General features: G+C 40.2%; 16 protein-coding genes and 1 other RNA gene. 6 read left to right on the top strand and 11 right to left on the bottom strand.

Annotation, left to right across the window (positions count from 1 at the left end; translation table 11 throughout):
- Positions 1-54: 54 nt before the first annotated feature.
- From FD724_RS23470 to FD724_RS23450, 5 genes are all read right to left on the bottom strand, one after another.
- Entirely contained in the window at positions 55-1320 is a 1266-nt protein-coding gene (locus FD724_RS23470) for a pitrilysin family protein (RefSeq protein WP_114082001.1), read from the bottom strand.
- Between the two features lie 231 nt (positions 1321-1551).
- The gene (locus FD724_RS23465; protein WP_179075603.1) at positions 1552-6957 is read right to left on the bottom strand and encodes an ATP-binding sensor histidine kinase; all 5406 of its coding nucleotides are present in this window, start codon (positions 6955-6957) and stop codon (positions 1552-1554) included.
- Positions 6958-7332: 375 nt separating this feature from the next.
- Positions 7333-7516, bottom strand: a non-coding RNA gene (ssrS, locus tag FD724_RS23460) — 6S RNA.
- A gap of 60 nt (positions 7517-7576) precedes the next feature.
- Positions 7577-8731, bottom strand: a complete 1155-nt coding sequence (locus FD724_RS23455; protein ID WP_179075601.1) for a 5-(carboxyamino)imidazole ribonucleotide synthase — start codon at positions 8729-8731, stop codon at positions 7577-7579.
- Positions 8728-9219 carry a pentapeptide repeat-containing protein gene (locus FD724_RS23450; RefSeq protein ID WP_179075602.1) on the bottom strand — a complete coding sequence of 164 codons (492 nt, stop codon included), beginning with the start codon at positions 9217-9219 and terminating at the stop codon, positions 8728-8730. The genes FD724_RS23455 and FD724_RS23450 overlap by 4 nt, the downstream gene beginning before the upstream one ends.
- Positions 9220-9981: 762 nt before the next feature.
- Between FD724_RS23450 and FD724_RS23445 the strand changes: the two genes are divergently transcribed.
- The 4 genes from FD724_RS23445 to FD724_RS23430 all read left to right on the top strand — a co-directional run bounded on the left by FD724_RS23445 (position 9982) and on the right by FD724_RS23430 (position 13657).
- Complete coding sequence (locus FD724_RS23445) at positions 9982-10305, top strand: hypothetical protein (RefSeq protein WP_012410419.1); 324 nt, start codon at positions 9982-9984, stop codon at positions 10303-10305.
- A 533-nt stretch (positions 10306-10838) separates the two neighbouring features.
- Complete coding sequence (locus FD724_RS23440) at positions 10839-12893, top strand: FAD-dependent oxidoreductase (protein ID WP_179074280.1); 2055 nt, start codon at positions 10839-10841, stop codon at positions 12891-12893.
- Between the two features lie 108 nt (positions 12894-13001).
- On the top strand, positions 13002-13328 hold the full coding sequence (clpS, locus tag FD724_RS23435) for an ATP-dependent Clp protease adapter ClpS (protein ID WP_114081844.1): 327 nt from the start codon (positions 13002-13004) through the stop codon (positions 13326-13328).
- Between the two features lie 5 nt (positions 13329-13333).
- Complete coding sequence (locus tag FD724_RS23430; protein ID WP_179074279.1) at positions 13334-13657, top strand: DUF2103 domain-containing protein; 324 nt, start codon at positions 13334-13336, stop codon at positions 13655-13657.
- Positions 13658-13677: 20 nt separating this feature from the next.
- Here FD724_RS23430 and FD724_RS23425 read toward each other — a convergent pair whose 3' ends face one another.
- The 4 genes from FD724_RS23425 to FD724_RS23410 all read right to left on the bottom strand — a co-directional run bounded on the left by FD724_RS23425 (position 13678) and on the right by FD724_RS23410 (position 18094).
- Positions 13678-13998 (bottom strand): hypothetical protein, encoded by a 321-nt coding sequence (locus tag FD724_RS23425; protein ID WP_179074278.1) that lies wholly within the window; start codon positions 13996-13998, stop codon positions 13678-13680.
- A gap of 408 nt (positions 13999-14406) precedes the next feature.
- A complete protein-coding gene (locus tag FD724_RS23420; protein ID WP_179074277.1) occupies positions 14407-14895 on the bottom strand; it encodes a molybdenum cofactor biosynthesis protein MoaE in 489 nt (162 codons plus the stop codon).
- Positions 14896-15836: 941 nt separating this feature from the next.
- The gene (locus FD724_RS23415) at positions 15837-16268 is read right to left on the bottom strand and encodes a KTSC domain-containing protein (protein ID WP_179074276.1); all 432 of its coding nucleotides are present in this window, start codon (positions 16266-16268) and stop codon (positions 15837-15839) included.
- A 203-nt stretch (positions 16269-16471) separates the two neighbouring features.
- Positions 16472-18094, bottom strand: a complete 1623-nt coding sequence (locus FD724_RS23410) for a 2-isopropylmalate synthase (protein WP_179074275.1) — start codon at positions 18092-18094, stop codon at positions 16472-16474.
- Positions 18095-18183: 89 nt separating this feature from the next.
- Between FD724_RS23410 and FD724_RS23405 the strand changes: the two genes are divergently transcribed.
- Together FD724_RS23405 and FD724_RS23400 are read left to right on the top strand one after the other, a co-directional pair.
- Entirely contained in the window at positions 18184-18861 is a 678-nt protein-coding gene (locus tag FD724_RS23405) for a GntR family transcriptional regulator (protein WP_179074274.1), read from the top strand.
- Positions 18862-19042: 181 nt separating this feature from the next.
- Positions 19043-19483 (top strand): (2Fe-2S) ferredoxin domain-containing protein, encoded by a 441-nt coding sequence (locus FD724_RS23400; protein WP_179074273.1) that lies wholly within the window; start codon positions 19043-19045, stop codon positions 19481-19483.
- 51 nt (positions 19484-19534) lie between these two features.
- On the opposite strand, the gene FD724_RS23395 is transcribed toward FD724_RS23400, so the two are convergent.
- Together FD724_RS23395 and FD724_RS23390 are read right to left on the bottom strand one after the other, a co-directional pair.
- On the bottom strand, positions 19535-20197 hold the full coding sequence (locus tag FD724_RS23395; protein ID WP_179074272.1) for a nuclear transport factor 2 family protein: 663 nt from the start codon (positions 20195-20197) through the stop codon (positions 19535-19537).
- Between the two features lie 420 nt (positions 20198-20617).
- A complete protein-coding gene (locus FD724_RS23390; protein WP_179074271.1) occupies positions 20618-26041 on the bottom strand; it encodes an ATP-binding sensor histidine kinase in 5424 nt (1807 codons plus the stop codon).
- Positions 26042-26099 lie beyond the last annotated feature (58 nt).

The raw sequence follows: 26099 nt of genomic DNA, 5'->3' as shown, positions 1-26099 counted from the left end.
ATTTGTCATTTGTCCTTTGTCCTTTGTCATTTGTCTTTTGCTAATGACTAATGACTAACACGGTTTAAGTACAGTAACCGCATAATTCTGCGGTGAGAGATATTGTTTAGCTAATTTTTGCAATTCTTGGGCATCAAAAGACTTAATCTGCTGGGGATATGTCACAGCTAATTCAGCTTGGGCGATGGTATTGTAATATCCATAAAGCCCTGTCAGTTGATTTGGCGTTTCGGTAGAAAATGCATACTCATTACATAGCAACCTGCGTGTACGAGCAAGTTCTTGTTCGCTAATTCCTCCAGTCTGCAAATCATCCAAATGAGCGCAAATTAAAGACTCAACTTCTTCTAAATTTTCTGGTTCCAACCAGGCAGTAATTGTAAATAAACTTGATTCCCGTTGTAGAGAAAAACTACTATGAATTCCTTGTACCAATTGCAAATCTTCTCGCAAATCACGCACTAAACGCGAAGTCCGCCCTTCTGCCAATAACACTGACAATAAATCTAGACCATAGCTAGTGCGGATTTCTTCTACTCCTGGAACCAACCACGCCATCAATAATCGTGCTTGCTCTATGCGTGGTAAACACAGTTCTTGACGGTGAATTCCTGTTATTACTGGCTTTGTCACTTTCTCAAACTGCGGACAATTCGAGCGTTCGGCAAAATCACTAAATGAATGATTTACTAATTCCCAAGCTGGTTGCTGGGCTATACCCCCAGCAATTACCACTGTCATATTTTCCGGCTGATAGTGGGCGTGATGAAAACAGCGCATTGCTTCTGGAGACTGCTGCATCAGCTCTTGCTCGGTACCTAACACCGAACGCCCGTAAGGGTGATGTGGATAGATGCTTTGAATCAGAGCTTGAAATCCTATCCAGTCGGAATCGTCCTGACAAGAACGAATTTCCTCTAGCACCACGTCCCGTTCGCGGCTAAATTCGTCTTCTGGAATTGCCGCATTGAGCAGTAATTCGCCCAAATAGGGCAAAGTATCCTTTAAATAAGGGGCGGCTGTGGTGAGTGAATAATTAGCATAATCATAGCTTGTCGCCGCATTACTTACGCCACCCCGGTTTTCAACTTTGGAATCGAACATTCCAGGGGGAAGCGTTGCCGTACCTTTAAAAATCATGTGTTCTAAAAAGTGCGCCATCCCAAACCACGGTTTTGGCTCTAGGCTTGCTCCAGCACGCACCCAAACATCAGCCACAACTACAGGAGTAGTGGGAATCTCTTGATGAATAAAAGTTAAACCACTCTCTAGTCGGAAGACTGAGGCTGGAAATACGGTATTAGTTAGTTGTTTTAACAATTTTTGTAGCTTTAACCACAATTCAACGCAATTGTGTAATCTTAACTCTGAACGATACCTAATTTAGAATCAAGTTATACAGATTTTGAAGAATTGTGTTATTACTGTTGTCCAGACTACCAAGAAATGGCACGCGTTATGCAATCATTATCAGCTTCTCCCTATCCCCACCCTACTCAGAGTTGAACGCAAATAGCGTCTCGTAGAGAGGGTGAGGACTTCTGCGAACCGTTAAAACACTGGAATCTCAATGACAAATTCTGTTCCTTCACCAAGCACAGAATTGCACCTCAACCGCCCATTATGGGTTTCCTCGACAATTTGACGAGCGATCGCTAATCCTAATCCTGTTCCCTTTCCAACCTCTTTTGTTGTAAACAGGTGGTCAAAGATCCTTGCTCTAATCTCCTCTGGCATCCCCTGACCGTTATCTTTGATGCGAATTGTCACCTTGTGGTCACTGGATACTTCGGTGTTAATCAGTATTTGGTGATGGTTAGCTTGCGCTTGGGCAAAAGAAAGCCCCTCACTGGATGTATCTAAGGCATCAATTGCATTAGCAAGGATGTTCATAAATACTTGATTTAATTGTCCTAAAAAGCACTTGACTAGTGGTAATTTACCGTATTCGGTGATAACTTCAATTGCTGGACGCTTTTCGTTAGCTTTGAGGCGATACTTCAAAATCAACAGCGTACTCTCAATCCCTTCATGGAGGTTACAAGCAACTTTTTCGGTTGTATCGGCTCTGGAGAAAGTGCGAAGACTAATGCTAATGTCTTTAATCCGTTCGCTTGCCACCTTCATTGAGCTTACGAGCTTTGGTAAGTCTTGAGTCAAGAATTCTAGGTCAATTTCTTCGCCATGCTCAATGACTGCGATCGCAGAAGTGGGATGATGTTGTTGGTAGCATTGGATATGGGCGAGTAAGTCTTGAATATACTCTTCGGCATTGTTAAGGCTGCCTTTCAAAAATCCAATGGGATTATTAATTTCATGTGCCACCCCAGCAACTAAATTACCCAAGGTTGCCATTTTTTCATTTTGCACCATTTGTAATTGGGTATGCTCTAGTTCTTGTAGCGATCGCTCTAGTTGATGAGCATAATTTTGAGATTCTTGATAAAGACGGGCATTTTCTAGACAGATGGCGGCTTGGGTGCATAGCAGTTGGATAACTTCGGTGCGATCGCTCGTAAATGCACCAATTGTCAGCGGATTTTCTAGATATAGCAGCCCGATGAGTTTACCCTGATTTAACATCGGCGTACACAACACACTCTTAGGTTGTTGCTGCATGAAATATGAATCGGCGATAAAATCAGTTTGTGCTGTTGCATCATCTAGCACAACAGTTTTTAAGCGGCGTTTGACATAGTTTACCAGTGTAATGGGAATGCCTTCGCTGATTGACAATGGTACTGATACCAGAGTCACTCCTTCGTTGATGGTGGCTATAGCTTCAACCACTAAATCACCCTGTTGGAGTACAAGCAGAGCAGCTTTTTGTGCGCCGGCATTTTCCATCACCACTTGCAAAAGGGTAGTAAGTAATTGCTCTAATTGAATTTCACTAGATAGAGCTTGTGAGGCTTTAAAGATGGTGGCAAAATCGAGGGCTTCAGAAATACTGCTGCTAGAAAGGTTTGTGTGGATAGTTTGATGTGGGAATGACGATCCATCAATGGTTGAACTCAGTTGTAAGCGATGATGCTGCCCTTGTAAGATGGGAGCCAGAAGTTGAGGATAGCGTTTTTCTAAATCCTCAGTTTTGGCTTTAGCGCCCCAACGAGCATAACAGTAATAAGCTTCTTGCATATAAACTTGGGCGATTTTTTCTTTGCCCCAATCGAGGTAGAACTTGGCAGCTAGCTCATTGCTCAAAGCTTCTTCTGGGATATATTCGTTTTCTTTCGCCAGAAAAATTGCGCGATCGTATAATTCTATTGCTGCCAACTTGTCGCCCAGAGCCCGATAGCGTTCTGCTTCCACCAATTCAAATTTGTGCTGGAAATTCATCGGTGCAAATTTGGCTCTAAACTGCAATTTTTCCTGGTTTTCGCCAACCTTTAAGAGTAATTGTTCTTGTTGAGATGGTTCAGCCGTTGAATAGACAGCCAGCCGAGACAAAGAATCGTAGTAGTAGAAAACAGGCACAGATAGCATTCCTGCGCCACCGTTAAGGTATTGCTCTCCCTGATTTGCATTCTCAACTGCCGCCGGAAAATTCTCAAAAAGATAATTGAGTGTTAACTTACTTAGGTAAAAGATGTGGAGTGTTAATTCGTCGTTCTCTTCGATCAGCGTAGATAAAAGTTGTTCTTCTTGACAATCTTCACCAATGAAACGCTCTGAATTATCGCTAGATTCGGTTAAATTGTTAATACTGTGACAGATTATATTAGACCAATTTAATAAGCGCTGATTTTGGGCAAAATTAGACTTGTAAGCTTTGATATCTGCTAAGAGAATTTCCAAAACTTCTGTGCCACTTAAATAGACATAGAATAACTTGAAAATCATGGATGCAAGCACATGAAAAAAGTCGCCTGTCTCTAATCCAAAACGATGGGATTCCTGTAATAAACTAATTGAGGCGCGAACGTGTTGTTTATTAAATTGATTCAATGCACCCACCTTAAATATAGTCATGCTTTGAACAGATTTTGCTTGAAATCTATCTACAAGCATTAAAGCTAGCTGGCCAAATTCTGAGCCTGACTCCATTTGGTTACAAATATTAAGTACAATTCCAAAATCTGCATACCCTGGTGCAGAAAGTGGTGCATTGCCGTATTTAAGAGATAAATTCACCTCTTCGCAGGCAATAATTGGGAACAGATAAGCCGCAGCCTGATGAATGGCGGGAGCGATGCTAGCCATAATTCGCAAAGCAACCAAAGCTTTGGGATCATTCATCAATGGCAAATCAACTAAGCCCTCAATACTTCTACCAGCCAAGGTGGAGAGCGTGTTGACTACAGATTGCTGAATGTCTGGAGGTGTTACTGATTCAGGTAATGTTACCCCAAGTTGAGCGAGAAGTTCACGCCCAATTGCGATCGCTTTGAATGATTGATTTCGCACCTGATCGGCTTGGAGTTGAACTTCATAAACTTTCACCCTATCCAGTAAGGTGGTTGTTTCTTCCATGACAACCTGGATAAGAGATTCCATCTGCTCAAATTCATTGTTGAGAAAGGCAGCTTCAGCAGCTTCTTCGTATAAACTTCGAGTCAGTTCATAAGCGATTTCCCAACTATTAATTGTCAGCAATTGCATTCCCGACTTGAGATAATGAATTGCTGCACCATAAGCAGTAGCTTCTTTCGCTTTTCGACCAGCATTCAAATTTAACTGAGCTAATTGTTGACGTTCACTTGGCTGGGTGATTAGCGCCATTCCACAATTCAACTGACTGACAATCTCAAAAATTCGTTCCTCTTGCTGAGACTCAGAGGTATTTTGCAAGAGTAATCGACCAATTTTAAGATGGGTAAATTGTTTCTCTTCATCTGGAATTAGCGAATAAGCCGCTTGCTGCACACGGTCATGTAAAAATTTGTAGATAGGGACTTGTAAATTGTAATTTAAAGGATTTGAGTTACAATCATGCCCACTATCTTGAAAGAATTTATAAACTTCGCTAGTAGGTAAAACTAACCCTTCTTGCAAAGCTTTCCATAAAGATGCTGCCGTTTCGGTTTCCGATTGTTCAGAAACAATTGCTAAGGTTAGCAAATCAAACTGGTTGCCAATACACGCAGCTAATTTCAACACATTTTGCGTTGCTGCTGGCAACTTCTGCAACTGTAGCGCTACGAACTCTACCACATCATCGGTCAGAGCAAGTGCCTTCACAGCAGCAATATCACATTGCCAGTAACCTTGAGCAAAATTAAAAGTAATCAGTCCATCTTCATATAATGCTTTGAGAAATTGCGTTGCAAAAAATGGATTCCCTTGAGTTTTTTGATAGACGAGTTGCGTTAGGGGTTGGGCAATTTCACCTGAACAACTAAAGGTATCAACCATCAATTGATTTAAACTAGCTTTATTTAACGGAGCTAAAGCAATAGTATGAATCGTGGCATTGACTTTGCGAATATCTGCTAAAGTCAACATTAACGTATGCGCGGTAGATACTTCATTATCTCGATAAGCTCCAATTAAAAGTAAAGATCCACTTCCTGATTTACTCATCAACAACTGTATCAATTTGAGTGATGCAGAATCGCCCCACTGCAAATCATCGAGGAAAATTACTAATGGATGTTCTTTTGTAGTGAATACCTGAATGAATTTTTGAAAGAGTAAATTAAAGCGATTTTGTGCTGCACTTGGTGAAAGTTCGGTTGCAGGTAGTTGTTGACCAATAATTTGTTCGAGTTCGGGAATTACCTCAAGAATTACTTGTCCTTGATCGCCCAGAACTTGTAATATTTTACTTTTCCAAGTTGACAATTGAGTATCACTTTCACTGAGCAATTGCCCCATTAAGTCTCGAAACGCCTGCACAAAAGCGGAGAAGGGAATATTCCGATTAAATTGGTCAAATTTGCCTTTGATAAAGTAGCCCCGTTGCCGGACAATAGGTTTGTGAACCTCGTTAACTAAAGCAGTTTTACCAATACCAGAAAAACCAGCCACCAGCATTAATTCTGTCTGATTGTTGGTAACACGGTCAAAGGCTTTGAGCAGAGTTTCAACTTCATGCTCACGACCATAGAGTTTTTCTGGGATAATAAAGCGATCGCACACATCCCGTTGAGCAATTGGAAAACTTGCAATTTCCCCCGTTTCTTTTAGCTGATGTAAACAATTTTCTAAATCATATTTCAGCCCAAATGCACTCTGATAGCGGTCTTCGGCATTTTTCGCCATCAGTTTATTCACAATGGATGAGAGTACAGGCGCAATTTGCGGATTAATCTCATGTACTAAAAGCGGAAGTTTTGCAATATGACAATGTACCAATTCCATCGGCTCGTGCGATTTAAATGGTAATTCCCCTGTTAGTAACTCGTAAAATGTTACACCTAGAGAATAAAAATCAGTCCGGTAATCAATTCCCCGATTCATTCGTCCAGTTTGCTCTGGAGACAAATAGCCGAGTGTCCCTTCTAGCACATTAGGACTCATCAGGGTTTGAGTTTCTCGTGGCAACAGAGATGCAATACTAAAGTCAATTAACTTAACTTCTTTAGTTTCTGGATTAATTAAAATATTGGCGGGTTTAATATCTTTGTGAATGATCCGATGACGAATTAGAATATCTAATGTATTGCACAGTGCGATCGCTACTTGTAAAAACTCTTGTAGAGACGCGATATATCGTGTCTCTACAGAGGTCAAATAATCTTTGAGAGAAATTCCCCCAAAGTCTTCCATCACTAACGCATAGCCATTCTGATAGGGTTCCAGGCTGTATGTCTGGATGATTCCAGGTAGATTTAAATTTTTGGCGATGGTGAACTGGTTCCGAAACTGGATCAATTCAATGAAACTGGGATAAACAGTTTTCATCAGCTTAATCACTACAGATTTTTGGTCAGTTTCTCGATTAGCGCGATAAACCAAGGTTCGAGAACCATTGTAGAGTTCTTTGCTAACGTGATATCCGGGAATGCTGACCATACGGCTTAATTCTTGAGACTTCACTATTTAGGTTTCCCAAAAACATGGCAAGATTTACTGTCAGTTCACTTATTTTGAGATAGCAGAAGGAATTAATTTCATAATGGGAAAGGAATCGATAACCTATTGTATTTAACAACCTAGTAGCAAATATTAAAAATACATCTCCAAAAATGAATGTAGAGACGTAGCATTGCTACGTCTCTACAAGTAGCAGTTCTACATCTCTACAATCAGAGTGGAATTATTCAAGTTTAGGAATTAACTAAACTTGACATCACGTTAGTTTAGGATGTCTAGTTTTTACTACAATTAATAACCATTTAAATAATTAAAGCTCCCAAATTCTAACTGATTTTGAGAGCTAATAATTTTAAGTTCACCGCGACGCCGTTTTACCTAAGTTTATGACCTGGGTTTATCCAGGTGGGAACCTAAATTCCTCGTTTAAAGTTTCCGGGTACATGCCCGGTATACTGCCACGAGAACAGTTGACTCCCTTGTCATTAAAGGCATAGATCAAAAAACTTGATGGCAGTCACCAACGTCGTAGTGCAACTCACTCATTATAGCTTTTCAAAAGATTTTGTGTGTTCAACATCGAAAGTTTCTGCTCAATTTACCTGGGATACCAGATAGATTCTATGGTGTGGGCGATCGCACTTGCCGATTCTCTATTTTGATTATCCAGTAAAACGGTAACATGCCCTAACTTCCGCCCAGGACGTGATTCTGTCTTCCCATACCAGTGAACGTGCGCCTGGGGAATTTCTGCTATTTGTTGACGCTGGCTTTGGTAGTCGCTGTGAGAATTTTCATACCCCAGCAGGTTAACCATCACGGCACCAGCGCACTGCAAAGCTGGATTCCCTAAAGGTAAACCACAAACGGCCCTGAGATGCTGTTCAAATTGAGAAGTTTCACAAGCATCAATAGAAAAATGCCCAGAATTGTGGGTACGAGGCGCAATTTCATTTACCAGCACTTTGCCATTAGCACCCAGAAATAGCTCAATTCCAAAAATTCCTACTACTTCTAGGCTATTTAATAGAGTATGTGCGATCGCTTGAATTTCTGCTACTTGATTGGGTGTAATATCAGCAGGCGCAATCACCCGCCGACACACTTGTTGTTCTTGTTGGGTTTCCACTACTGGATAAGTTACAATTTCTCCCTCCACAGAACGCGCTGCAATTATTGCTAGTTCTCTTTCAAAAGGGACAAATTCTTCTAACAAGAAAAGTGATTCATTTAAAGGTTTTGTTATAGTTTCATAACTTAGCTTTTGCTCTAAAGTATCAAAATCCTGAATTATGAAAGTACCCTGACCATCATAACCGTGGCGGCGGGCTTTGAGGACTGCTGGAAAACCTAGATATTCTATTTTTGATTCGAGATGTTCTACCTCGTCAAGGGCGAAAAATCGAGGAACTGGTAAACCCAAATCGCGTAAGTAGCAACGCTGATGATATTTATCTAAAAGTGGAGCTAAAGCTTTTAAGCTGGGACGGAAACAAACACCTTGCTCTGCTAAAACAGATAAAGCTTGCAGGTTAACAAATTCATTTTCAAAGGTGATGACATCGCATTTTTGAGCTAATATTTGCGTAGCACTTGCGTCATCAACTGGCGCGAAGAGAGTTTCCTGAGTGATTGACACGGCCGGGTCGTGAACGCTTGGAGTTTGTACTACTAATTCTACTCCTAGCTTCTGTGCTGCATCCGCCATCATCCAGGCAAGTTGCCCACCACCAATTACACCAACACGTTTCATTGACATCCTAGAGATTCACGAGTTTGCACACCTGTTTTGGAATTCACACCACTGGCTTTTGTACACAGTTCTTTAATTTGCGCTCTATCCAAAATTGCATCTGTAAAATCTGCACCGTCTATATTCACATCATTAAAGATGGCACGGAGCAAAAGAGCTTCTTTGAAAATTGCATCACTCAAATCGGCCTTAGTCAAGTTTACCTGATCGACCATTGCATTCGTTAAATCTGCTCCGTGGAGATTTGCTTTTGTCATCACCGAAGCACTCATGACTGCTCCCCGCAAATCAGCGTTTGAAAAGTTAGCCAGTTCCATGTTGGCGTTAGAAAACTCCGCAGCTTGCAAACTGTCACCAGAAAAATCACGTCTTGACAACTCTGCATTGCTAAATGACAGTGGATGAGTCCAGTCTACTGCCAGCGCGGGGTCAGCCACGCACCAGATAATAATTCCAAGAAGGAACGCCAACCCTTGCCGCCAAAACATATCGAGAGTCAATTTGGTGTCTAATCGCTGCATTTAAGCTTACCGCATTTGAATATTAGCAAGACTGGCTAATTCTAATTGAGACTCGCAGCCTTGCTACTGGATTTGGGGGATGTGTATTTCCCTTCCTTAATATTTTGTAACGCAAAAAGGGCATAAGCTTCTCACCTTGAGCAAAATTATGCCTCCGACTTTGGGTAGAGAAAGGCAATCTATGAGCGTTCGCACTAAAGCAGGATAATAATTACTAAATAGCGATCGCAATAATTGAGTATAAATTACTTGTCACATCAAGCAAGCTTTAGCAAAACATAGAAGGTGAGCATAATATCACTCTTAATGATGAGAGAATTTGAAATCTCTAACTCTAAAGGAATATTTTTGCTGGATAAAACAATATCTACAACAGACGATGCCTAATACTTGTTGATTTGTTCACAATTATTCATTTTTAGATTTTAATTTCAGGATATAAAGGGTTTTATTAAGCAGTAATACTCACCGACTTATTTACAATTCTTGACTTACAACTTTCCAAGTAAAGTTTATTGTCTTTTAAATTAAACAATCGGCATCAACTGCTAATCTTTTAATTAGTGAAAGCAAGGTTTGAGCGCAATTATAAGCGTTCCCAGTGCTTAACAAAGCTTAAAAATTGGATAATTAGCGTTAATTTTATAGCGATTAGTTAGTTCTTCAGGAATCTCTAAGAGTTTACATTCACCGAGTACACAACTTCCACAAACCGAACTCCCAAACCCGATGATGAATCATTACTCACTTCAATGGATTGAGGCATGGTGCCAAGAAAATGGCTGGACAGATTTATTTGTTGAGCGACGTAACAACTTCTGGGCTTTCCCGCCGGGTGGGGTAATGCCAGAACCAATCCCAGTTAATGTTCTTAGAGGCATTAAAGCTGAGAAGGGATTGACCTTTGAAGAAAGATTGTGGTCTATGTCCGCAGTGATTGGCACAATCATAGCTGTTCTTTTTACCTTTTGGTTTCAGTCGCCGATGCCATTAGTTTTGGCATTCGCTTTTAATGCTGTTACGGTAGCTCAATTTGAACTTGAAGATGCCTAAATTCTTGTTTTGGGCTTTGCGATTAAAAACTGCTCTTGTCTACTTTCAGCAAGAGCAGTTTTTAATTTCAGAAAGAGAGATCAAATCAGCACAGTTTCAGTTAAACATTATTAGTTACTCATTTAAGAATTCTGTGCGTTGGCAGAGCAGATGATGTTTTGCGAATATTTTCCAGGTAATATAGCAATCCACTTTGATTTCTGTTCGCACAGCGTAGCGTAGCCATAATTATTTGCATAGGAGGCAAGAGGCAACAGTTAAGGAGCCTCTTTGAGTTGTACTGAATGTTTTCAGAATTCAAATATGAGTCCTATAGTTTGCCTGTCGTTGTGTCATAGATGAGGAAAAAAGTACTCAGCAATCAGAACTGTTAACTGAGTTTTAATAACTTCAAGGTACATTTTACCGACATACTGAGTATTTTAGGTATAAAACTTATATTTAAATATATTTACCCTTATAAACTTGTGATGAACATTTCCTGGATGCTACCTTCTACAAGGTGACACAGGATTTGGAGCGGTTTTTTAACCATGAAGCACAGACACAAAGTAGCTTATAGCTTGACATCGCTGATCGGTTTCAATTTAATATCTACCTTAGTTGCATTTGATCCCGCGATGGCTGCGCCAACGCCAAAGGCGAACGCTACACTACCGAGAACCCCAGATAAAACTGTGAACTGCGAGATTTTAGTTGTGGGTGGTGGACTATCTGGTGTCGCCACAGCTTATGAGGGGTTGCTAGCAGGACGAACAGTTTGTCTGACGGAAATTACTGACTGGCTGGGAGGACAAATTTCTTCTCAAGGGACATCTGCGTTAGACGAACGCCCAACTCAACGGGCTCTCAAATTCTATTCTCGCGGCTACCTAGAATTGCGAAACCGCATTGGGCGCAAATACGGTAAACTTAACCCCGGTGACTGTTGGGTAAGTGACTCCTGCTTTCTTCCCCGCGATGCTCACGCCATTTTGGTCGATATGCTCAAAGATGCCGAAAAGCAGGGCAAAGGGAAGTTGCAATGGTTTCCCAACACGGTAATTAAGGATTTGGAAATTGCTGCTGATGGCAAAATAATTAATAGTGCGATCGCTATCCAACATCAACCACCAAAAGGCGCACCACCTCTCAATACCTTTACTTTATCTCAAAGTATTGAAGATTCTTATAGTTACGAAAACTCATCTCGATTTACTAAAACTATTCTCCGTTTTCTCCCCAAGGAAGCGAAAGGGGATGCTCCGAAGTGGTACGTCGTAGATGCCAGCGAAACTGGAGAAATTATTGCCCTTGCTGATGTTCCCTATCGATTAGGCATTGATGCCCGTTCTTACCTAGAACCCTCTTCTTCTAGCACCAATAACGATCCTTATTGCCCTCAAGGATTTACCTACACCTTTGCAATGGAGGCAACTAAGGAACCGCAACCCCAGACGATGCCCCCATTCTATTTACAATATGCGCCATATTTTAGCTATGAATTAACCCGACTGGCTAACTTTGATTTAGTTTTCACCTATCGTCGCATTTGGAGTCCAAACAAAGGGAAACCAGCAAAATTTGGAGGTGTAAGTTTTACTGCTGCCACACCAGGGGATATATCTATGCAAAACTGGACTTGGGGTAACGACTACCGCCCCGGAACAGCCAAGGATAACCTAGTTTACAGTCGCCAACAGTTACAAGGAACTGGGCAGTTACAACCAGGAGGCTGGATGGGGGGACTGCGGACAGAAGCCCTCCGCAAAGCTGAGGAAAATGCCCTCTCATTCTATTACTGGTTAGTAGCTGGGACTACAGATTCCCAACTGGGGGAGGGTATAAAGCAGCAGCAAACCAATAACCGCTTTGTTTCTGGGCTAAATTCCCCGATGGGAACAGTGCATGGCTTATCGAAATATCCCTATATGCGCGAAGGACGGCGCATCATTGGCCGCCCCAGTTGGGGACAACCTGGTGGCTTTGGTATTTGGGAAATTGATATTTCTCGCCGAGATTACAATGATCAGTATTACTCCAAGACTCTGCCAGAAGATATGTATCGGAGGCTAAGAGCAGCAGTTGCAGGTTTGGAAGCAATATCAGTAATTGATGGTAAAGTCCCACCAGACAAAGCAATGCGACGGACTCGTTCTACCATCTTCCCCGATGCTGTGGGTATTGGTCACTATGCTATAGATTTCCATCCTTGTATGCTGAATAGTCCCCCAGAAGCCCCCGGTAACACAGAACGTCCAGGTGAAAGGCGTGGTGCAGGCCAAGCTTATCCCTTCCAAATCGCTCTCAGAGCTATGATTCCTCAGAAAATTGATAATTTACTAGTAGGAGGCAAAAGCATTGCTACTAGTCATATTGCTGCTGCTGCCTATCGAGTTCATTCCTTTGAATGGTCGTCTGGCGCAGCTGCGGGAACTGTTGCTAGTTTTGCCATCAAAAATGCGATCGCACCCTACCAACTAGTCGATAACTTACCCAAACAAGAGCCACAACTCGAAGCTCTCAAACGGCTTTTACAACAAAATGGCAACCCCACCGCTTTCCCTGATACATCCATTTTTAACGAAAACTGGGATAATTGGCGGTAGATAGTCATTGGTCATTTGTCATTGGTCATTTGTTAAAACAAAGGACAAATGACAATGTACTAAACTAGTTACTTGTAGTTTTGTAAAATCTTATTGACCAATTATTATATGGTTACGAACCTTTCAGCAGATGTTTACGGGATGACCACAGCACCAACTATAACTCCTGAACGGTCTAGTCAAGTTACCCGTAAGACTTATCCGAATTACAAAGTGATTGTATTAAATGATGATTTTAATACATTCCAACATGTGGCTGAATGTTTGATGAAATATATTCCGGGAATGAGTGGCGATCGCGCGTGGGATCTGACTAATCAGGTACACTATGAAGGTCAAGCGATCGTTTGGGTCGGCCCTCAAGAACCTGCGGAACTTTATCACCAGCAGTTGCGCCGAGCAGGTTTGACAATGGCACCTCTAGAAGCAGCTTAATTATTATGGGCAAACCCACCGCAGATTCCCTCCGGGCAACTTCACAAAAAGCTGCCAGACTGGTTTGGAATCACTCGACACACCTTTCTGGTCTGATCCCAATTTTAGAACGTCTTTGTCAGCAAGATGGCATCCAAACGGTAACGCCAGGAGTGATTGGCCGGGCAAGAGGTCATTGTCCAAAAATGCAACTGCGTGTCTCAGTACCGATTCGCGGTGGCTATAAAGTAATTGCACGGCAGGGTAAGACGGTACAAGAAGTGTTTATTTTAACTCCTTTGGCGCAGTCAGAACTGGAAACGGCATTAGCGATCGCAATGAAATCTTGATCGTTCCCCACGCCCAATGTCTATTCTTCAACGCGGTGGACTGCAAATTTGTGTAGTGGCAGACTAACAATGCACGAAAAAGTTAAGAAATATGACAGAGCGGTAGTTATTTTCAAAGTCATAACTACAGATTCCCATTCGGGTAAAATCATTTTCTCTATGCCAAAAGCTACACAGTAAACTAGCCAATAAGTAAAGCTCATTCTAAACAGAATCACTTCTGTTTCTTCCACGTCACTTTTTTGTTGCTTACTGTCCCAAAGTAACACCAGTCCAACAATGCAAGCTACAAAGGAAACAGCAACTACAAATTCGTGACAAAATATATTTAACGAATGCATTTGTGTTTATTCCCACATTTCTCAGTTAAAGATCAGTCTAAAGGAATATTCCTTGGGGAAATACAAATTATTTACAAACCTCAATAGAGCAATGTAGTTTTTGTAAACAAATGCAACAAAAATTGTTGTTTTGCGAATGTAAAATAGGAGTCAGAATACAGAATTCAGAATTCAGAATACTCTACCCATAAAGGGATAGAGTTTTAAGGCGAGAATATTTTAATTTTTTCGCCCACCAGGGGCGAGGTTTGAACCAATATTCATCACCCACTCGTACAGAATTCATACTGAATTCTGACTCCTGAGTTCTGAATTCTTCTTATAAATACTGATGTAAAACTATAGACTTTAGGGGCAATTCATGAATTGCCCCTACGTGAATAAAGCGCAGCCTTACATAGGATTGCTCTAAGAACAATTTTCTGCTAACTGTTCGCAAGCACCGATACTTACCCAGCGACTAGAACCATCTTGCCAATGTTCTTTCTTCCATATAGGTGCATTGTGTTTGAGGGTATCAATAGCATACTGGCAAGCTTCAAATGCCTCACTCCGATGAGGACAACCCACTGCTACTAAAACGCTAATTTCTCCAACTTGCAAACGTCCGGTGCGATGATGAATCACTACCCGATTTACATCAGACGTAGATAAGCGAATATCAGCAGCAATTTGATAAAATATCCGCAATGCCATAGGTTCATAAGCTTGATACTCTAAAGCAATTACAGGTTTACCATCAGTTTGATTGCGAACTACGCCACTCATCAGAACCACAGCACCGTTGGCTGGATCGTCTGACTTGGCATAGATTTCTTCAAGAGACAATGGTGCAAAGCTAATGGCAAAACTATCTTCGGCTTTTGGTTTAACAGCAGAAACAAGTGTAGTCGTCATAACTGCGTTTGATTATGTGGGCTTTCTCTATTGTCTCTGAAGAAAATACCACTGGTGTATGATCTTGTTGCTCTTGTTTATGGTTTGGGTGACAACAAGAATTTTTTACACTTGATCGCGTACCAATTGAAAACCCTACACGCAGTTATTAGTCAATAGTATAATCTGCATTATCTAGACGATCGCAGTCATATCTGCCTTTAACTGATTCGGCGGAATTCCCCATCCGCCTATGCGGTGGGGATGGATAGCCGGACGATGACGAAAACAGCGACAACCGACATCAATCGTCAGAAAGATTTATGGAGTGGGGTGGATAACAGGGCGAACGCACGGGATTTCTGAAACCCTTGCTGGGCAAGGATCTTGATGAAAAAATAGGCTAAATTAAAAAACGCCAAAACCCTTGCTATTAAAGGATTCTTATACTTTAGATGCGTTTGCCCTGGGGTGGATAAGGAGTCGTCAATCTTGGGACTAGGCAACCTATCGATCCAATCTTCGACCAACTGTGTAACTGTTTTTTCTTTGCTTTGTGCATAAGCCTTAAGCTTGTCGTTCCGTTTCTGCGATAACCTAACTCTAATGGATCTTTCTTTCATAATGTATCACCGCTATGGATACATCTATGTTATTATATAAATGGTTGCTAATCCTCCCGACCGTATTGAACAGACAGGCTAACTTCAAAGTAGTAGTAAGATACTTGCCGCAGACAAATCGGTAGATCGGGGAAAGAACACTGTTAGCTGGTATGCCATTGCAATAAATCCAAGCGGTGTTGTACAAAACAAAAATCAAACTGCCTGTGGTAGACGGGCGGCTGCCTGTGGACGCTGTGTAAGACCATGATCGAGTTTAGTCCCGAATTTCACGTAAAGTGGAATGCCTAACGTGGCGACGGCGGTTGAGACGGGAAACTCCGTAGACGAATAAGACCGTCACTGATTCAATGATGTTGGAAGCCCCAACCTCAGCGAAGCAGGTTGGGGTACTTCACTCTCTTGATTGAAAAAGCTGCCAACTGAATCAGAGGCGTGTAAATCTTCCCAGGTATCCTCGTCTACGCCTAAGTACTGATAAACAGATCCACTTTGAAACTCAACTTGCAAAATTTGTTCGTCGCGATCATATCCTACAGCGATCGCCATTGATGAGCTAACTGGTAACATAGCTATTGGTTCTTCTTGAAAAGGTAGTGCAGGCGTATGGGCGATTGCCTCGTTTAGTTCTTGCAATCCTTCATAAGCTTGTATCGGTGCCGGAATTTCCAAAAACTCTAGTTCGTCACCTCGATCTAGCAACAACTGCAAATATCCATCAGAGTGAGCGATCGCTACTAAACCGCTCAAGTCTACCTTAGATAGCCTCATTAATTTTGCTCTCCTGTTGGCGCAATCGGGAGTGTTAAAGTTTTATGCAACAATTAAGTGCTTTAATAGTACAAATTTACTACTAAAGCGCTTTGATGTCAAGTTTTTTCGCCAAGAAAGAATTTTATGTGTGTAGAAACACGCTATAGGGTCAATTTCATTAATTGCCCCTACAGGGTATAGTTTTGCGTAAATTTTATGATCTACCTAGATACAACAGCAGAGTTCATCTCATCAAAATGGGATCTCTCTGTTTGCAAATAACGATAAAGACGATTTAGAGCGTTGATATGAGCGTAAGCTGCGGCTACCACGATATCAGTATCAGATGCTTGACCAGAGAATATCCGCTCTTGATGCTTCAAGCGAACTGTCACAGTTCCTAGTGCATCAATTCCTTCAGTCACAGATTGGACAGAAAACTCAATTAGTTGATTGGGAATCTGTACCAATCGATTAATTACTTGATACACCGCATCCACTGGGCCAGTGCCGACACTCGCATCTGTGAGGATTTTGCCATCGGGGGTAACAATTGTAATGGTTGCAGTTGGACAAGTGCAGTCACCACAAATTACCTGAACGTGTTCGATTTGGAAGCTACTTTCTACTTGCATCTGCGTTTCATCTCGAACGATCGCTTCTAAATCCCAATCTGAGACTTCTTTTTTCTTATCAGCGACTTCTTTGAACCGATTGAAGGCTTTATTCAAGTCTGCTTCGTTCAATTCAAAACCCAATTCTTTGAGCCTGGTACGGAAAGCATTTCGTCCAGAGTGCTTGCCCAAAACAATGCGATTTTCTGGCAAACCGATCGCAGCAGCTTCCATGATTTCATAAGTTTCGCGGTGCTTGATGATCCCATCTTGGTGAATACCAGACTCATGAGCGAAAGCGTTTGCTCCCACGATCGCCTTATTAGGCTGAATCAGCATCCCAGTTAATTGGGAAACCAAAGACGAGGTTTTATAAATCTCCTGAGTCTTAATATTAGTCAGGGGTGTATCGGCATCAACCGGACGACCAAAGTAAGGGTTGAAAAATGGTTTGCGAACCTTCAACGCCATCACAATCTCTTCCAATGCTGCATTCCCAGCCCGTTCCCCAATGCCATTAATGGTACACTCCACCTGACGCACACCGTATTCAATTGCTGCCAATGCGTTAGCTGTCGCCAAACCCAAATCATTTTGAGTGTGAATGGAAAGAATCACTCCATCGATATTAGGAACATTTTCCCGAATTCCCTGAATTAGAGTTCCGATTTCTTTGGGTGTGCAGTAACCAACGGTATCAGGAATGTTGATTGTAGTTGCACCTGCTGCGATCGCTGCCTCCAAAACTTGATACAGAAACTCTGGTTCAGTGCGGCTGGCATCCATTGGCGAAAATTCTACATCGTCTACAAACGACTTAGCATAGGCAATCATTTCTGATGCGATCGCTAATACTTCGCTACGAGACTTTTTCAATTGATATTTCAGGTGAATATCAGAGGTAGAAATCATCGTGTGGATTCTCGGACGATCTGCGCCCTTCAAGGCTTCGGCGGCGGCGTGAATATCCTGGCGAATCGCTCTAGCTAAACTGCAAATGATTGGCCCACCAGGTATTCCAACTTGTTCAGCAATGGTTTTGACAGCTTGAAAATCTCCCGGACTAGCAACGGCAAAACCTGCTTCAATCACATCGACACCAAGGAGAGCTAGTTGATGAGCGATCGCTAATTTCTCTTCTACATTGAGGGTTGCGCCCGGTGACTGTTCGCCATCCCGTAGCGTGGTGTCGAAGATGATAACTCGGTCTGGTTGAGATGCTATGCTCATAATTGTCTCCCGTGGTATTGAAGGGATGTTTAAAAAACTTACTTTGGATATTGTATACAATCTTTTCTATTTTGTATACAATATCCAATATGAACTTAAATGACTTAGCAGCCAATGTGCTGCAACAACGCAGTACCCCAGATTTAATTGCCGATGCTTTGCGGGAAGCGATTCTGCGCGGCATTTTTCAAGAAGGACAATCTCTGAGACAGGATGAAATCGCCACTCAGTTTGGAGTTAGTCGTATTCCCGTGCGTGAAGCGCTCAAGCAGCTAGAAGCAGAAGGATTGGTGACACTGCATCTAAATCGTGGTGCGATCGTATCGGTGTTGACAGCACAAGAGGCGCAAGAAATTTGTGAAATTCGCAGCGCTTTAGAAGTGAAAGCGATGCAGTTGGCAATACCCAAGTTCAAGGAAACAGATATAGAAAAAGCTGCTGTGATTCTAGAAGCGACAGACCAAGCAACTGATGCAGGTATGTTGGCAAAACTCAACTGGGAATTCCATGCGACGCTGTACGCCACTGCTGAACGTCCCAGGTTGTTGGGGATGATTAAAACTTTACACGTTAATTGCGATCGCTATGTTCGCGTACAATTAGCGCAGATGGATTACCAAGAGCGATCGCAAAAAGAACACTATCAACTCTTAGATGCTTGTCAAAAGCAGGATACAAAAGCTGCTGTCAGGTTGCTAAAACGACACATCGACACCGCAGGAGAACAGCTAATTACATACTTGCAGCAAATTGCTCAGAAACGCTGATTCTTGTTGGAACTAAATGATCTACTAGAACAGACTAAACGGCAATTTTCCACTATCCTCTTCAACAAACCTCTATTAAAGTTCAACTCTATCCCTCTCCGCTTCGGAGAGGGACGGTTTTACATAGTAAAACCAGGGAGAGGTCTTTTTAAGTTGTTCAGAGAAACAAATAGGATCGTCCATGAAAAAATTGATCAAGCGTATTAAAAGATTGCTTCAACGTATCTTTAAAAGTTTTGCATCTACTTCTCAGCAGACATCGCCTTTAATAAATTCTCGCCCGTTAGAAACTTCTATTCCCAGTGTTCCTCCCCGATGGGAGTCTGGTTTGGTGCTTGTGTGTTCGCAATGTGCAAACGAGCAATCAGGCTCAACGGCTTCTGAAAACTTAGAGAATTGGTTAAAATCTCGTTTAAAAATTGAGGGATTATGGGGTGAATTTCGGGTAGTTAGCACCAGTTGTTTAGGAGTTTGCCCAAAAGCTGGTATTACTGTCGTTATTGTAAGTAATGGAAGTGGTGGTAATAGTCCATGTTTAATTGTAAATCCTCGGAGCGATGTCTACGACGGGCTACGCCTACGCGAACTTCTTTACTCATACATTAAACAGAATAAAAAGTAAAAAGTACTCTCTACTTTTTACTTTTTATTTTTGCCTTATCGCTGTGAAAGATTATTGATTGAAACCAGACATTTTTGGTCTTACAAAATTAGCTGAGGAATTACTGCTTCGGGCATTAGCATTTGAAGAATCAACTGTCGGTGAACTGAGATTCAAGAAATCGATGAGTTTGAGAGTACGTTTACGAATTTTCCAGCGCCCATTTATGTTGACAACTTGATCTTCATAAGTGCCATTTGCGACATCAATGCTAGTTTCCGAGCGCTTGTGAGTCGCATGGAGATAAGAAGTCATCACTGCTTTATTATTCTCAATTGAAATGTTGATCGTACCCATTAAGTGTTGGGTAGCTGTATAACCATTCCCTTGAAATACTGAATAGACAAAATCTGCCCAAGCATCTGTCCCATAATTTGTTTGAGTTGTCCCATCAGGAAAAACGGCAGTCAGGACTGCATCTTGAGTAAAACAATCCCGATAAATATTTTTTCCTTCTAGGAGATTTCCTCTACCAATGGCATCAGTTCCCAGGGCGTAACAGGATGTTAATTTTTGAATTTCTAATTCTGCGTTAGGTTGAGTTGCACTTGCTAGTTCAAACCTACCTCCAATAAACAGCACAAGAATAACTGCAAGCACAATCAAGCTAATCTGATTGAACAAAAACGAGATAGCCTTTGGAACTATCCGCCCACCTTCTCTTCTTTTTTCCACAGGATAACCACCTTAAGTTTTACGATTTTCGCATCTTGTAACTTCCTGCAAACTTAATTTACGGCTGATATGAGCTGATAAAAACTAGACTAAAATTCTTGCATATTTAGTTAGAGTTTATTTTTATATCAGTTAGTAAATGAGAAAGATAGTACAAGATTTGATGTATACAATTAGTTATTATGATAGCAGGCAATACGTAAAGTTTTAAGTGCTAAATTAGACCAGTTTTATGTTGATTTGGTTAAGTAATGATTTTACCAGTTGCATAGTTTTTAACCGCAAAATAACCTTTACTTTAGCAAGCTTAAAAAAGAGAATGTAATGAATTATTCCTGACAAACAAAATACCCGAATTATCAAATAATTCGAGTATCGGTTGCTATAGCTTTGCTAATCTATCTCTATCATGAGAGATTATTATCCCAAAACTGGAATAGAAATTATAAATTCTGTTCCTTGTCCCAAGACTGATTCACAAATCAAACTTCCACTATGATTTTCTATGATAATTTGGCGACTAATAGATAATCCTAATCCTGTACCTTTTCCTACGCATTTGGTTGTAAATAGATTTTCAAAGATACAAGCTTTAACTTCTTCTGACATTCCTTTAGCGTTATCTTGAATCTTAATTGTCAGATTGTTATTCTCTTCTATCTTAGTTAAGATAGTAATAATATTTGGATAGCTTTCTTGAACTTCCATAAAACTACGACCGATATTTGCTTCTTCTAAAGCATCAATTGCATTTGCAATAATATTCATAAACACCTGATTCAATTGTCCTAAATAACATTTCACTAATGGAATATTTCCATACTCCTTAATGACTTGAATCGCTGGACGGTTATGATCGGCTTTCAAACGATGCTGTAAAATCAACAAAGTACTATCAATACCTTCGTGGATATTAGCTAATACTTTAGAGGTAGTATCAGCGCGTGAAAAAGTACGGAGAGAAGTACTAATGTTGCGAATGCGCTGTGTTCCTACCGTCATACCATCAATCATTTTGGGTAAATCTTCTAGGAGAAAATCTATATCTATTTCTTCGGCTTTTTCTTCAATTTCAGCACCAGGATTCGGGAATTTTTCTCGGTATAGTTGCAGATAGCCTATTAAATCATTAACAGTATCTTTTGCTTGGGCGATACTACCTGTAATAAAACCAACTGGATTGTTGATTTCATGTGCTACACCTGCAACCAAATTTCCTAAAGAAGACATTTTTTCACTTTGAATAAGTTGTAGTTGTGCCTCTTGTAAATCTTTGATTGACTGTTCTAATTCTCTAGATTTGTCTTGTTCTCTTGTGTATAAACGGGCATTTTGTATGGCAATAGCCATTTGAGAAACCAAGACTTTTAATACCTCTATTCTTTCTGTAACAAAAGCTCCTGATGACAACTGATTTTCTAAATAAATAATCCCTGTAAGCTGTGATTGGTAAATTATGGGCAAGCAAAAGATTGATTTTATTTTAGATTCCTGAATATAAATATCAAGGTTAAACGGTTCTGTAGTTATTGCATCATTCAACACAAGATATTGCTGAGTGCGAAAAACGTAATTAATCACAGAGAGCGGTAAATCCTGATAAGTTTCAACCGTAATAGAGGGTAAAACTGTCACTACATTGACGGTAGCATTTCCAGAAGCTTCGATATATAGTTGATTATCTTTGAGTAGGAGTAGTACTGCTTTTTGTGCGGCAGCATTTTCTAGTAAAATTTTGATGAGCTTGCTCAACAAATTCTCTAAAACAATTTCATTGGTAATCGCTTGCGAAAACTTGATGAATGTATTAAAGTCTAAAAAATCGCTTAAGCTACTACTATTCGTAGTTGTGGTAGTGGTGAGGTGAATTGTATCTATTTTGGAAGTAGTAGTTTCTACAGTAGTAGTTTGTCCTACTAGAAAAGTATATTTTGATTCCAAGTATTTAACTTTAGCGATCGCACCCCAACGAATACAAGCATAATAAGCTTTAGTTATATAGGTTTGATAAATTAACTCTTTACCTAGAGATTGATAAAATTTTCCTGCTAACTCATAAGCTAAAGCTTCTTCTTGGAGAAAACCATTCTCTTGAGATTTGGCAATAGAATTTTCATAGTAGTCCATTGCTTCCAGATTTTGGCCCAAAATCCGACACCGTTCTGCCTCCACGAGATAAAATCTATGTAAGTGATTCGTCGGAGCATGAGTAGCCCAGAGTTCCATCTTTTGTTGATTAGCTTGGACTTTTTCTAGAATAGCTTGCCTCTGTGACTCTTTAGCAGTATGATATATAGCCAAGTGTGCTAAAGAATCGTAGAAATAGAACAGTGGAACAACAAACAACCCTGTAACACCACCTAAAGATTTTTCTGCGATCGCAGCATTTTCTACAGCTTTAAAATACTCTCCAAATATGTAAGAGAGCATTAGTTTATTGACAAATAAATGATTAATTGTGTAAAGATCATTTACTTGCTGATGAATTGGCAGCATACTTTGCTCGTCGTAAGCTTCTCCAATTAAACAGTCTACATTTTCGTAATTTCCTTTCAAATTTAAAACTGTTTGTAAATATACTAAATTCCAAGTTAAAGCTACTTGCTGATTGATTTTTTTCAGAGATTCACAGTAAGCTATTAATTCCTTTTCTAAAACCCAAAGTTCCTTGCCCAACCAAAAGGAATGATAGGGATAAATGTAACCACAATAGCCAGCATATTCTAAATCTCCGGTTTCTAGACCACTAGCATATCCAGACATTGATGATGTTAATGTCTCCCTAACATGCTCTTTCCAGTGCATAACATGAGCGCTAACAACCGTTAGAATCTTAGCTTTGAGTTCTTCAGCATGAAATTGTGACACCAAACTAGAAGCTAATTTACCAAATTCATAGCCAGAATTAATTTCTCCTTGAACTCCACAAAGAAGTAAGCCATAAAGACTATAACCATACCCGGATACAGCTGTATTGCCATAGTTTAAGGACAAATTGACCATTTTACAGACAATAATTGGCATCATTACAGGAGCCGTTTGAAAAGCCGCAGGGAGAACTCCCATTAAGATTTTCATGGCTGCAATCTTGTTCGGATCAGACATTAATGGTAAGTTAATTAAATCTGCAATGGCTTTCCCTTTCAAAGAAACAGCAATATCATCCATCCCCTGCTGAATATCAGTTGATGTCGGTTCATCTGGAAAACTTATTCCTAACAATTCTAGAATTGATACTGCTATCTGAATGGCTTCTAGTTGTTGGCTTTGAATGATAGAAGCGATAATCTGTACTTCATAGACTTTCACTTTATCTAGAAGGATTTTGGCTTCTTGCTGCACCACCTCAGCCCATTGCTGCATCTGCTGAAAATTACCGCCTAGATAGGCTGCTTCTGCGGCTCCTTCATATAAACATAAAGTTAAGGTATATTCAGTTTGCCAAGCGTCTATACTTAAAAGTTCTATCCCATTTGTAAAATACTTAAGCGCAGCTTCATAAGCTGTAGAAGCTTTAGCTTTTTGCCCTGCAATTAAGTTTAATCGTGCCAATTCAGTTTTATCAGATTGTTCTATTAGGTTAACAATACCTACATTCAACTGATTAACTATATCAAAAATATTAGCTTCTATTTCCTCCTTTGGGATATTTTGTAGAAGCAATTGTCCAATTTTTGAGTGAGTAGATTTCTTGAGTTCTTCTGGAATTAGCGAATATGCTGCTTGTTGTACTCTATCATGCAAGAACTTGTAACCCACTCGTGAAGTGTCTAAATTTAAATTAACCGCTTCTTCTTGATTAAAAACTAAAGGAATACGGTAAGCTTCACTTAAAGGTAGAATTAATCCCGCTTGCAAAGCTGAGTGTAAATCATTGGCTGTCAAGGAAGGTGATTTTTCATTGACTATCGATAAAACATCAAGACTAAATCTGTCACCCACACAAGCTGCTAATTTTAAAACATCTTGGGTAGATTTTGGTAGCTTCTCAACTCTACTGGCAACTAGCTCAACTACATTTTTGTCGGTAATTCCAATTGTTTGAATATCCTTTAAACTCCATTGCCATTGGGCCTGAATAAAGTCAAATTTCAAAAGTTCTTCTTGATGAAGTGCTTGAATAAGTTGTGTGAGGAAAAATGGATTTCCACCTGTTTTATTAGAAATTAATTCAGCTAGCTGGATAATCTTATCGCTAAAAGTTCTGTATTCAGAATCAGGGTTAATATCTGCTTCTTGTAAAGTTTCTGCAACTAGTTGAGTCACATTCTCTAAATTCAAAGCTTGCAACACAATGTTATTAACAACTGTGCCAGCATTCTTAATCTCTTCTATTTTTTGAATTAAAGGATGTGCTGCATTAACTTCATTATCCCTATATGCACCAATAAATAATAGATATTTGCTGTCATTATCAGTTATAAGTAGTTGGATTAAATTCAATGTGGCTGAATCTGCCCATTGCAAATCATCTAAAAATATGACTAAGGGATGTTCTTTTTGGGTAAAAACTTGGATAAATTCTTTAAAAACTCGATTGAATCGGTTTTGTGATTCTGTTGCACCAATTTGGGCAACATCTGGCTGTGTACCAATAATTAATTCTACTTCTGGAATTACGTCAGTAATGACTTTACCATTTGTTCCTAAAGCTGATAATATTTTTTCACGCCAGGTTTCTATTTTTTCATTATTCTCTGTCAGTAAATACCGCATTAAATAAGCAAAAGCTTGAATTAAAGAAGCATAAGGTATATTTCGTTTTAATTGGTCGAATTTACCAGAAATAAAGTAACCTTGTCTGCGAGTAATGGGTTTATTAACTTCGTTAACTAAAACTGATTTACCAATACCTGAATAACCAGAAACTAGCATCATCTCACTAGTTCCAGATGTAACGCGTTCAAATGCAGCTAGCAGTTCATTAACTTGGCTTTCACGACCATATAATTTTTGAGGAATTAATAACTGGCTTAAGACATCTAAACGACCTGGAACAAAATCAGTAATTATACCCTGAGATTTTAACTGCTTAAGACATAACTCTAAGTCTGCTAATAATCCTATAGAACTTTGATATCTGTCTTCAGCATTTTTCGCCATCAACTTCAGCACAATTTCTGAGATGGCGTTAGGAATTGTTGGATTTAATAACTGTGGATTTATCGGTTGAACAGCAATATGGCTATAAACTAGTTCTAAGGGGTCTTGACTAAAAAATGGTGTTTTCTCGGTGAGCATTTCATATAAAGTCACGCCGAGAGAATAAAAGTCAGTACGATAATCAAGAATACGATTCATTCTCCCTGTTTGTTCAGGAGACATGTAGGCAAGTGTACCTTCAACGCAGTTAGGGTTATTAAATTGGGGATTTTCCTTATTGAGGCGGGAGGCTATACCAAAGTCAGTGAGTTTAACAATACCTGTCTGGGAGTTAACAATTATGTTACTAGGCTTGATATCTTTATGAATAATCTGGTGTTTATGTAAATAATCTAGAGCTTTAGTCAGTTGAATAGCAATATTTAAATGGTTAATTAAGTCAAGTTTTTCTGTCTGAAGAATTTGGGCTAAAGATTGACCACCAAAGTCTTCTAATAACAGTCCCACTCGATTAGCAAAGGTTTCTAGACTAATGGCTTTAACTATGTTGGGATGGTCTAAACCTTGCTGAATTTGATACTCATTTTTCAGGCGAGTAAAGGCTTCAAGGGTAGGATATTCATTTTTAAGCAACTTGAGGATAACTCGCTGTTGCGTCTTTGGCATTTGTGTTTGATAAATAATTGTTTGGATTCCTTCGTGGAGAGTTGAGTTGATTGGGTATCCAGTACGATTTGGCATTGATTTTTGCCTATAAACTTACAAAATTAGTACTACCCCCCGTCTTGTCATAAAAGGG

This window comes from Nostoc sp. C057, from assembly GCF_013393925.1.
Classification (GTDB): domain Bacteria; phylum Cyanobacteriota; class Cyanobacteriia; order Cyanobacteriales; family Nostocaceae; genus Nostoc; species Nostoc muscorum_A.
Note: the sequence above shows the minus strand (reverse complement) of the source record. Positions and strands in the feature narration are given on the sequence as shown.